Raw genomic sequence first — 11,277 nt, 5'->3', positions numbered from 1 at the left:
ACTATTCTAAACATTAATGGTAATATAAATATGAATTTAACTAATAAGATGAGGAGAAGATAAATGGGTAAATTATTAAAAGTATTTATAATGTCAGCTATTCCGCTTATAGAGCAGAGAGGGGCAATCCCTTTAGGAATAAATGTATATAACTTAGATCCTATGATTATATTCTTAGTTAGCTTTTTAGGTAGTATGCTTCCAGTGCCTTTCATACTTTTATTATTTAATCATATATTTGATTGGATGAAAAAATATAAAATTTTTAGTAGGTTTAATAATTTGATAGAAAAAAAAATAAATAAAAACTCAGCTAAAATGGAAAAGTATAAGGAAATAGGACTTATAACATTTATCGCAATACCTCTTCCAACAACGGGAGTTTGGACAGGAACCGCAGTAGCAGCATTTTTAAAATTGGATTTTAAGAAATCTATGATTTGTGCAGCTGTTGGTGCCATTATTTCAGCATTTATAATTACAGTATTATGTGTAGTTTCTCCAGCCATTTTATCGAGCGTTTTTAAAGCTTAAGGTGGTGTGTAATTAGTGATAGAGCTGATAAAAAGCCTTTTTAATAACATGGGTTATATCATATTGATTGGATTTGTAGTGACACGTACAAACAGTTTTAAAAATATAATACAGAAGGATAAATTTCAAAAGAAAGATTTAATTATTTTATCTTGTATATTTGGAGCTTTTGGAATATTAGGAACTTATATAGGTACGGATATTAATGGAGCCATAGCAAATACTAGGATTATTGGAGTTATGGCTGGCGGTATACTCTGTGGGCCTTTTGTTGGAATCCTGTCAGGTCTTATAGCAGGAATACATAGATTCATTATAGATTTTGGAGGTATCACAGCTTTCCCTTGCGCTATGACAACTATTACTACTGGTTTTTTGTCTGGAGTGCTTTATAAAAAATGTAAAAACAAAAATGAAGACAAGTCAAGTTATGGATTTGTAGGTGGAATTTTAATGGAAAGCATGGAGATGATCCTTATACTGCTATTATCTAAACCTTTTCACGTAGCCTTAGATATAGTTCAACATATATATATTCCAATGGGATTTACCAATGCTATTGGAATAGCCATACTGATTTTATTGATACAAAGTATATTTGAGGAAAAAGAAGAAATAGCCGCAAAACAAGCTAAAATAGCTCTAGAAGTGGCTAATAAAACATTACCTTATTTTAGAGAATTTGAAGGCAATTCTTTTGATAAAATATGTGAGATTATAAAGGATTCTATAGATGCAGATGCAGTATCTATTACTGATAAAAAATATGTTCTTGCTCATATAGGAATTGGTTCGGACCACCATATAAAAGGACAGGAAATCCAAACGGAAGCTACTGGGAAAGTAATTAAAACTGGGGAAATTTTAGCACTTACTAAGCCTGAGCAAATTAATTGTCCTCATAAACACTGTCAGCTTAAATCAGCTATAATAGCGCCTTTAAAAGATGGAGATGAAATAGTAGGCACATTAAAGATATATTATTCAAAGGAAGATGCCATATCCTTTAGAAATAAAAACTTAGCTATTGGGCTTTCTCAAATTATTTCTACCCAGTTAGAAATAAGTAAACTTGGAAAACTTAAAGAAATGGCAACCAAGGCAGAGATAAAAGCATTACAAGCGCAGATAAATCCTCACTTTTTATTTAATGCTTTAAATACAATTATATCTTTTGTTAGAATAAATCCGGGTAAGGCTAGAGAATTGATAATTAATTTATCTACATTTCTTAGGTATAATTTGGAGGCAGGAGATAATTTTGTAGATATATATAAAGAATTGGAACAAGTTAAAGCCTATGTCGAAATTGAGAAGGCTAGATTTGGAGATAAGTTAAACGTGGTTTATAACATAGATGAGGACTTAGATATTAAAATACCAAGTTTGATAATACAGCCTTTGGTAGAAAATTCTATAAAACATGGGATTTTAGTAGATAGCAATAGAGGTACTGTGAAAATAGATATAAAAAAGATTAATGATAACAGTGTTAGTATAATTATAGAAGATGATGGCATAGGAATCCCAGAAGAAGTTATAAATAAGGTATATGAAAATAAAATGCAGGAAAATAAGATTGGCATATGCAATGTAAACAATAGATTAAAATACATCTACGGGAAAGGACTTAAAATAGAAAGGCTAAATAGAGGAACAAGAGTTAGTTTTATGGTAGAAACAAAGAAAGGATGATTTTATGAATTGCATAATTGTGGATGATGAATATCCTGCAAGAGAGGAATTAAAGCATTTTATAAATGAATTCAGTTCTATAGTTATAGAAGCAGAATTTGACGATTCCATAAAAGCTTTGGAATATATAGAAAAAAATAAACCAGATATTATATTTTTAGATATAAATATGCCTAAGTTAGATGGTATGGCATTAGGACGCATAATAAATAATTTTGAAAAGAAAATAGATGTGGTATTCATAACAGCTCATAAGGAATATGCTGTAGATGCTTTTGAAGTAGAAGCTTTTGATTATATTTTAAAACCTTATTCAGAAGAAAGAATTATGAGCACTTTAAAGAGATTAGAAAAGTCAAGGTCTGATAATGATATAAAATATGTAAGTAATAAAATAACTTTAAAAAAGGATAATAAATTAAAAGTAATAGAAGTATGCGATATTTGTTATTGTGAAGCTAAGGAGAGAGAAACTATAATATATACCTCTTCAAATAGATACGTAGGAACATTGTAGCATATCTGAATTTTATAAAAGACTTCCTAAGGAGCACTTTTTTAGGACACATAGATCTTATATAGTAAATTTAGACAAAATAACAGAAATAATACCATGGTTTAATAACACATATATGATTAAATTAAAAGGAATTGATGAAGAAATACCAGTGAGTAGAAATAATATTAATAATTTTAAGCACTTAATGGGTATATAAAAGCACTTTATGTGCTTTTTTTGTTCTTTAATGTCGTATTTAGATACTAATTTAAAAATAATGCTATAATCTAATGCGTAACCATTATAAGTTTATTAGGAGGTATACGCTATGATATCATTTATAGTATGTGTTATTGCTTTAGTAATCGGCTACTTTGTTTACGGCAAAGTTGTTGAAAAGGTTTTCGGAGCGGATGAAAGTATAGAAACTCCAGCAGTAAGGCTTGAAGACGGCGTTGACTTTGTTCCAATGCCAGAGTGGAAGATATTCTTAATTCAATTTTTAAATATAGCAGGACTTGGACCTATATTTGGAGCTATAGCAGGGGCTATGTGGGGACCAGCAGCTTTCTTATGGATTGTGTTTGGATGTATCTTCGCAGGAGGAGTACATGATTATTTCTCAGGAATGTTATCAGTAAGACATGACGGAGCTAGTATACCAGAAGTTGTTGGTATGTATTTAGGAAATGGCTTTAAACAATTTATGAGAGTGTTCTCAGTTATATTACTAGTTTTAACAGGAGTTGTATTTGTAAGTGGACCAGCAGGAATATTAAATGGACTAATACCTTCAGTTAGCACACAAACTTTCTTATATATTATATTTGCATACTATGTAATAGCAACTCTTGTACCAATAGACAAGCTTATAGGAAAGATTTATCCTCTATTTGGAATATGCTTGCTAATAATGTGCTTTGGAGTTGGAGGAGTTATAATACTTGGCGGATATGATATACCAGAAATACCAACTCATCTTTACAATATGCATGCTAAAGGATTACCATTATATCCAATGTTATTTATAACAATTGCTTGTGGAGCTATTTCAGGTTTCCACTCAACTCAATCACCATTAATGGCTAGATGTATAAGTAAAGAGAGTCAAGGAAGAAGAGTATTCTATGGAGCAATGATAGCAGAAGGTATAATTGCTTTAGTTTGGGCAGCAGCATCAATGAGTTTCTTTGGTGGAGTAGATGGACTTGCTAAATTCATGGCAGAAAACAACAGTAATGCAGGTGTAGTTGTAAACACAATAACTAACAGTTTACTTGGAAAAGTTGGTGGAACTTTAGCAGTAATTGGAGTAGTTGCATGTCCTATAAGTTCTGGAGACACAGCATTTAGAAGTGCAAGACTTACAATAGCTGACTCAATTAAATTTAATCAAGGATCAATTAAGAACAGATTAATGATAAGTATTCCTTTATTTGTAATAGGATTTATTTTAACAAGAATAAACTTTGATATAGTTTGGAGATATTTTGGATGGTCAAACCAAACATTAGCAACAATAGTTCTTTGGACATCAGCAATGTATTTAGTACACACAAAGAAGAGCCATTGGATGGCGACTATACCAGCTACATTTATGACAGCTGTATGTACAACCTATATATTAATAGCACCAGAAGGATTTAAATTATCAATGAGCATAGGTCTTCCTGTAGGAATAGTTGCAGCAGTTGCAGCTATAACAGGATTCTTAGTAGCAGCTAAAAAGGTTACTGCGAGGGTAGCAGCAGAAGCATAATAAGCAGTGATTACTAAAATATAAATGCAAACTTTATAAATATTTAGACTGTTGACAAATAAATTTTGTCAGCAGTCTTTTTTTCGTACGCCAACATTTATTAAGCATTTCATGAATACATAAAAGCATTTTATGTACTTTTTTTGATTTTTAATGAATAACATGAAAAATATGTTATAAAATATAATATAATGTTAATATAATAAATTTTAGGAGGTATGGCGAATGGTATCATTTATAGTATGTATTATTGCTTTAGTAATCGGCTTCTTTGTTTATGGCAAGTTCGTTGAAAAGGTTTTCGGAGCGGATGACAGCATAGAAACTCCAGCAGTAAGGCTTGAAGACGGCGTTGACTTTGTTCCAATGCCAGAGTGGAAGATATTCTTAATTCAATTTCTAAATATAGCAGGACTTGGACCTATATTTGGAGCTATAGCAGGGGCTATGTGGGGACCAGCAGCTTTCTTATGGATTGTGTTTGGATGTATCTTCGCAGGAGGAGTACATGATTATTTCTCAGGAATGTTATCAGTAAGACATGACGGAGCTAGTATACCAGAAGTTGTTGGTATGTATTTAGGAAATGGCTTTAAACAATTTATGAGAGTGTTCTCAGTTATATTACTAGTTTTAACAGGAGTTGTATTTGTAAGTGGACCAGCAGGAATATTAAATGGACTAATACCTTCAGTTAGCACACAAACTTTCTTATATATTATATTTGCATACTATGTAATAGCAACTCTTGTACCAATAGACAAGCTTATAGGAAAGATTTATCCTCTATTTGGAATATGCTTGCTAATAATGTGCTTTGGAGTTGGAGGAGCTATAATACTTGGCGGATATGATATACCAGAAATACCAACTCATCTTTACAATATGCATGCTAAAGGATTACCATTATATCCAATGTTATTTATAACAATTGCTTGTGGAGCTATTTCAGGTTTCCACTCAACTCAATCACCATTAATGGCTAGATGTATAAGTAAAGAGAGTCAAGGAAGAAGAGTATTCTATGGAGCAATGATAGCAGAAGGTATAATTGCTTTAGTTTGGGCAGCAGCATCAATGAGTTTCTTTGGTGGAGTAGATGGACTTGCTAAATTCATGGCAGAAAACAACAGTAATGCAGGTGTAGTTGTAAACACAATAACTAACAGTTTACTTGGAAAAGTTGGTGGAACTTTAGCAGTAATTGGAGTAGTTGCATGTCCTATAAGTTCTGGAGACACAGCATTTAGAAGTGCAAGACTTACAATAGCTGACTCAATTAAATTTAATCAAGGATCAATTAAGAACAGATTAATGATAAGTATTCCTTTATTTGTAATAGGATTTATTTTAACAAGAATAAACTTTGATATAGTTTGGAGATATTTTGGATGGTCAAACCAAACATTAGCAACAATAGTTCTTTGGACAGCAGCAATGTATTTGGTGCACACAAAGAAGAGCCATTGGATTGCAACTGTTCCAGCTACATTTATGACAGCTGTATGTACAACCTATATATTAATAGCACCAGAAGGATTTAAATTATCAATGAGCATAGGTCTTCCTGTAGGAATAATTGCAGCAGTTGTAGCTATAACAGGATTCTTAACAGCAGCCAAAAAAGTATCAGCTAAGCAATCGGCACAGATGTAATCTTAATAAAAAAGGTCTAAGTATAAGATAAGGCTTATACTTAGACCTTTTCTTATGGTATGAATAATTTCTTATAATGATGACAAAATACAATGTGTAAGTAGATAATACAACTAGGAGTGTTCATATGAGAGATAGAAGACATTTAGAGAAAACATATAAGAGTTTTAATCAATTTTTATCTACAGCATGTGCCAGAGAATTAGAATATTTTATTTTAGATTCTAAATTTACAAGTGCATTCAACTATAGGATGAAGAATATGATTAATGAGGTAAGAAAAAAGGGGAAGGAGGATGTAGAATTTAGCATAGTCTTTAATACAGAAGGAGAAATAGTGCTGATAGATGCTGATATCATAGGAAATTTTATAAGCAACAATTATATTATTTCCATAGAAAAGTATTATAAAGATGCTCCAATAAAGAAGATTATTAGAGAAGTAGTAAACGGAAGTGAAAAAAGTAAAAGAGATTTTGTAACTATTTCATGTTCAATATTGTATAAAACTTTGGAGAATTTATACAAGGAGATAAAATATAAGAAGGAAAGCGTAATTAAATACAGCATGTTATATGGCCTAAAGGACTATAAAAGAAGAGACTTATCAATAATTATACCTACACTACTTATAATGGAAGATATTTGTGAGTATTTATCAGTTGGGAAAAATATACTAAGGGATAGTATAAATATGATGATTTCTTGGAGAAAAATATGATAATATTCGACAGAAAACTTGAGCACCCCCCTAAATTTTATCCTTTAAAAGTGATAGTTGTAACTTAATAGAATGTAATCCGTATATTATTGTCATAAGGAAGGGATAAAAAGATTTATTGAAGGATTATAAAATGACATCTTTTTTATAAAATTAGTGATAATATATTGTCAAAGAAAAGTACAGGGGGAAAGAGTTATGTTAGTTGTTGAGAGCCTAGGAAGAACAGAATATTATGATGATGTACAGTGTCATTACTCATATAGAGTAATAAAGGACAAGGTTACTTTTCTAAATGGTTACAAGAAGGATATTCAGTCTTATGGAATTGAGGTTGAAAGACAAGATATTGTACATGGGAAATTAGTTAGAATAGAGAGGGACAGTGTTAAATGTATTAGTCCTCATAGACACAAAGTCCATGAATTATTGAAAATGCTGTATGATAACGTTGTATCACCAATTCATTTAATAGATATTTTAGGGGAATACATTGATGAATATATAACAGACTTTGATGAAATATTAAAAGATATATACATATGTTAAAAAAGGAGGGAAAACCTCCTTTTTTATTTGGGATTTTAGGTGTAAAATTAAAATGTAATTTGTCTAGGGGATGATATTATGATTATGGGTGTCGGAACGGATATAATAGAGGTAAAAAGGATAGAGAAAGCAATCTTCAAAAACCCCAATTTTATACAAAAGCTATTTACTGAAAATGAGATAGAGTATTTAAATAGCAGAAAAATGAGACCTGAATTTGTGGCAGGAAGATTTGCTGCAAAGGAGGCAGTAGCAAAAGCATTGGGAACTGGAATTAGAGGATTCGAATTTAGAGATATAGAAATAGATAAAGATGACTTAGGAAAACCAATGGTATTTTTAAAGGGAAAAGCAAAAAAAATAGGAGAAAGGTTAGGAAATTATAAGATGCATTTAAGCATATCTCATAGTAAAGAGAATGCTATTGCATACGCAGTTTTGGAGGTGTTGCAAAATGAAGATTGTCACAGCTCAAAAAATGAGGGAAGTAGATAAATTCTGTATAGAAGAAATAGGAATACCAAGTCTTGTTCTTATGGAAAATGCAGCTCTAAGTGTTCTTAAGCATATAAATGCTTATAACAGTTTTACCATTGTATGCGGCAGTGGTAATAATGGTGGAGATGGATTAGCACTTTCAAGGCATTTATACATATTAGGAAAGAGTATAGAGATATTTATAGTTGGCGAAAAGGAAGGTTTAAGTAGAGATTGTAAGGTTAATTATGAAATATTAGTAAACTCAGGAGTGCATGTTGAGTTTATTAAGAGCGTTGAGAATATAGATAAACTAAAAGAAGCTGTAAAAGGAAGCGAAATTGTTGTAGATGGTTTATTTGGAACAGGGCTTTCCAGGGAAATAAAAGGTATTCATAGAGAGATTATAAGTTGTATTAATGAGCTTAGTTCTTATACTGTAGCTATAGATGTACCATCAGGATTAAATTCAGATACTGGAGAAGTGCTGGGATGCTGCATTGAAGCAAGTAAAACTATTTCTTTTCAGTTTTACAAAAAAGGATTTCTCAAATATGGTGCAGATAAATATACTGGAGAAATTATAATCGAAAATATAGGAATACCTAGTTTTGTAGAAACCAAGCTTTCCATTAATGATTACATATTAAATAAATCTGATGTAGGAGAAGCTATACCAATAAGAGAAAAATATCTCCATAAGGGGGATTTTGGAAGGACAGCTGTTGTGGCTGGTTCTACTGGCTTTACTGGAGCAGCTTTTATATCTACCCAAGCTGCAGTTAAGTCGGGAGCTGGACTTGTAACTTTATGCTGTCCAGAGAATATACAAGATATATTGAGTATTAAGCTTACAGAAGCTATGACTGTTTCATTTAAAAATAAGGATAAGCTTAATGAAATCTTAGGAAAAAGCGATGCTATAGCAGTAGGACCTGGCATGGGTGATAATGAAGCTACTTTAAAAATAGTAACAGATATAATAAGGTATACTAGCTGTCCTATAGTTATTGATGCTGATGGAATAAATGTTCTAAAAAAAGATCTAAATATTTTAAAAGAAAAGAATAATAAGATTGTGTTAACTCCTCATCCTGGAGAAATGTCTAGAATAACAGGTATGCCTATAGAAAAGATTGAAAAAAATAGGATAGAAATTGCAAAGCTTTTTGCAAGAGAATATGATGTTATTCTACTTCTGAAGGGATATAACACTGTAATTACTGATGGCAAAACTGTTGTAATTAATACTACAGGTAATAGTGCTATGGCATCAGGGGGAATGGGAGATGCATTAACAGGAATAATAGCATCATTTATAGCTCAGGGCTTTGATCCTTTTAAGGCTGCTTATATAGGAGCTTATGTACATGGATATTGTGGAGATATGCTATCTAAGGATAGATTTTGTGTAAATGCACTTAGCCTTATAGATAAGCTTCCATCTGGCATAAAAGAACTTCAAGTTAAATTGGATTAGCAGCATATTATAAAAAATTAATGAATAGTATTTAATATAGCTTGTATAAATTTTGGAGGAAATTTTATGATAAAGAAAGTATTGATGCTATTCATTACAGTTTTGCTTATAACATTAAGTTTAAGCGGCTGCGGCAAAAAAGAAAAAAATCCTAATGATGCTATTGATTACTTAAAAAGTTTAAATAGTTATACCTGCGATGTAAGTGTACATATAAAAAATAGTATGCAAGAAATAGAAACTCAATGTAAACAGTTCTATCGTAAGGATTATGGGCATAGACTAGATATAGATAAAGATAGAATACTATTATATAAAAAAAATGATATAATAGTAAGTGACTTGAACAACAATATGAAATACACTTTAGATAAGGAATTTGACAGCGTATATAAACTTAGTTTTATAGAGGAGTATATTGGATTATTGTATACCGATGAGGATATAGAAAGTTCGTTTAAAGAAATAGAAGGTAGAGAATATCAACTTATTCAGCTTAATATTCCAGGAAACAATAGAAATATATGCAAAGCAGTAATGTACGTAAATCTTGAAGATAATTGTCCAGATAAAATAGTCATATACGATATAAAAGGAAATGAGGTATTGAACTTCATATATAAAAATTTTGTACCAAATGCTGAAGTTTCAGAGGAAACTTTTCAATAATAAAATATTAAATCAATAACAAAAGAATGAGATATGAAAATATCTCTATTTTGGAGGTAATAGAATGTTTAAACACTTAAGGCCTGTTTGGGCTGAGATAAACCTTGATAATCTTGCTTTCAACATGAGGCAGATTAGAAAAATATCAAAAAGCAAGGATATTATAGGTGTGGTAAAGGCTGATGCATATGGGCATGGAGCTTTAGACGTAGCCCCTGTGCTTTTAGAAAATGGAGCTACTGGTCTAGCTGTTGCAGTAGTCAGCGAAGGAGTAGAACTAAGAAGAGGTGGTATAGAAGCTCCTATAATGATTTTAGGTTTCACTCCTCCAAGTTTAATAGATAATTTACTTAAGTATGATATAGAGCAAACTGTATTTTCTTTTGATTATGCTAAGGAACTTTCAAGAATAGCTCAAAGGGAACACAAAACAGCTAAGATTCATATAGCTTTAGATACTGGAATGGGAAGAATAGGATTCTTGCCCAATGAAGAAAGCGTAGATGAGGTAGAAAAAATAAATAAGTTACCTAATATAGAAATAAAGGGCTTATTTTCACACTTTTCTACTGCTGATGAGAAAGATAAAGAATACACTTATTATCAACTAAACAACTTTAATAAGTTCTATGAGGCTTTAAAAAGAAAAGGTGTAAATATAAAAACACGTCATATAGCCAATAGTGCAGCTATAATTGAGTTGCCAGAAACCCATTTTGAAGCAGTAAGGCCAGGAATAATATTGTATGGATATTATCCTTCAGAGGAAGTTGATAGAAGCAAAATAGAATTAAAACCTGTAATGGAACTTAAAACTAATATAGCTCACATAAAAAATATATCTTCAGGGCAATATATAAGCTATGGAAGGAAATTTCAAAGCAGCAGAGAAAGTGTTATAGCTACATTGCCTGTAGGATATGCAGATGGGTATACTAGACTGCTTTTCAATAAGGCTAAGGTGATAATAAATGGTAAATTCGCGCCTGTAGTAGGAAGAATATGTATGGATCAATGTATGGTAGATATTACTGACATAGAGGGAGAAGTAAAAGTAGGGGACGAAGTTATACTCATAGGAGAAAGAAATGGAGTAGAACTAAATGCAGAACATATTGCGGAAATGTTGGGCACTATAAGTTATGAAGTGATATGCATGATAACTAAGAGAGTTCCTAGAGTATACATAAGGAATGGAGAAGTTGTAAAGGTAAGGAATTATGTGTAGGATATTGTAA

General features: G+C 31.4%; 10 protein-coding genes and 1 pseudogene. All 11 read left to right on the top strand.

Annotated elements, in window-relative coordinates; translation table 11 throughout:
• Positions 1–63: 63 nt before the first annotated feature.
• The gene (locus tag ACFWTK_RS03570; RefSeq protein WP_061858773.1) at positions 64–534 is read left to right on the top strand and encodes a COG2426 family protein; all 471 of its coding nucleotides are present in this window, start codon (positions 64–66) and stop codon (positions 532–534) included.
• Positions 535–549: 15 nt separating this feature from the next.
• Positions 550–2,229, top strand: a complete 1,680-nt coding sequence (locus tag ACFWTK_RS03565; RefSeq protein WP_415874759.1) for a LytS/YhcK type 5TM receptor domain-containing protein — start codon at positions 550–552, stop codon at positions 2,227–2,229.
• Between the two features lie 4 nt (positions 2,230–2,233).
• Positions 2,234–2,945, top strand: a pseudogene (locus tag ACFWTK_RS03560) (LytR/AlgR family response regulator transcription factor).
• Between the two features lie 111 nt (positions 2,946–3,056).
• On the top strand, positions 3,057–4,487 hold the full coding sequence (locus tag ACFWTK_RS03555; protein ID WP_415874758.1) for a carbon starvation CstA family protein: 1,431 nt from the start codon (positions 3,057–3,059) through the stop codon (positions 4,485–4,487).
• Positions 4,488–4,712: 225 nt separating this feature from the next.
• Positions 4,713–6,143, top strand: coding sequence for a carbon starvation CstA family protein (locus tag ACFWTK_RS03550; RefSeq protein ID WP_415874757.1), 1,431 nt, complete (start codon positions 4,713–4,715; stop codon positions 6,141–6,143).
• Positions 6,144–6,270: 127 nt separating this feature from the next.
• Positions 6,271–6,864: a hypothetical protein gene (locus tag ACFWTK_RS03545; RefSeq protein WP_415874756.1), complete on the top strand. Its 594-nt coding sequence runs from the start codon at positions 6,271–6,273 to the stop codon at positions 6,862–6,864.
• Between the two features lie 198 nt (positions 6,865–7,062).
• On the top strand, positions 7,063–7,413 hold the full coding sequence (locus ACFWTK_RS03540) for a DUF6514 family protein (RefSeq protein WP_415874755.1): 351 nt from the start codon (positions 7,063–7,065) through the stop codon (positions 7,411–7,413).
• 78 nt (positions 7,414–7,491) lie between these two features.
• Positions 7,492–7,908, top strand: a complete 417-nt coding sequence (gene acpS / locus ACFWTK_RS03535; protein WP_415874754.1) for a holo-ACP synthase — start codon at positions 7,492–7,494, stop codon at positions 7,906–7,908.
• On the top strand, positions 7,868–9,370 hold the full coding sequence (locus tag ACFWTK_RS03530; RefSeq protein ID WP_415874753.1) for an NAD(P)H-hydrate dehydratase: 1,503 nt from the start codon (positions 7,868–7,870) through the stop codon (positions 9,368–9,370). The genes acpS and ACFWTK_RS03530 overlap by 41 nt, the downstream gene beginning before the upstream one ends.
• A gap of 66 nt (positions 9,371–9,436) precedes the next feature.
• Positions 9,437–10,039, top strand: coding sequence for a germination lipoprotein GerS-related protein (locus tag ACFWTK_RS03525; protein WP_415874752.1), 603 nt, complete (start codon positions 9,437–9,439; stop codon positions 10,037–10,039).
• Positions 10,040–10,103: 64 nt separating this feature from the next.
• Entirely contained in the window at positions 10,104–11,267 is a 1,164-nt protein-coding gene (gene alr, locus ACFWTK_RS03520; protein WP_415874751.1) for an alanine racemase, read from the top strand.
• The last annotated feature ends 10 nt before the right edge of the window (positions 11,268–11,277 follow it).

The organism is Clostridium sp. (genome assembly GCF_047777555.1).
Taxonomy (GTDB): Bacteria; Bacillota; Clostridia; order Clostridiales; family Clostridiaceae; genus Clostridium_H.
The sequence above is the reverse complement of the archived record's forward strand: the minus strand, read 5'-3'. Positions and strand labels throughout refer to the sequence as shown.

Bases quoted from the DNA above. Each gene is read 5' to 3' on its own strand.
- ACFWTK_RS03570 (WP_061858773.1), top strand. From the start codon at position 64: ATGGGTAAATTATTAAAAGTATTTATAATGTCAGCTATTCCGCTTATA.
- ACFWTK_RS03555 (WP_415874758.1), top strand. From the start codon at position 3,057: ATGATATCATTTATAGTATGTGTTATTGCTTTAGTAATCGGCTACTTT.
- ACFWTK_RS03550 (WP_415874757.1), top strand. From the start codon at position 4,713: ATGGTATCATTTATAGTATGTATTATTGCTTTAGTAATCGGCTTCTTT.
- ACFWTK_RS03545 (WP_415874756.1), top strand. From the start codon at position 6,271: ATGAGAGATAGAAGACATTTAGAGAAAACATATAAGAGTTTTAATCAA.
- ACFWTK_RS03540 (WP_415874755.1), top strand. From the start codon at position 7,063: ATGTTAGTTGTTGAGAGCCTAGGAAGAACAGAATATTATGATGATGTA.
- acpS (WP_415874754.1), top strand. From the start codon at position 7,492: ATGATTATGGGTGTCGGAACGGATATAATAGAGGTAAAAAGGATAGAG.
- ACFWTK_RS03530 (WP_415874753.1), top strand. From the start codon at position 7,868: ATGAAGATTGTCACAGCTCAAAAAATGAGGGAAGTAGATAAATTCTGT.
- ACFWTK_RS03525 (WP_415874752.1), top strand. From the start codon at position 9,437: ATGATAAAGAAAGTATTGATGCTATTCATTACAGTTTTGCTTATAACA.
- alr (WP_415874751.1), top strand. From the start codon at position 10,104: ATGTTTAAACACTTAAGGCCTGTTTGGGCTGAGATAAACCTTGATAAT.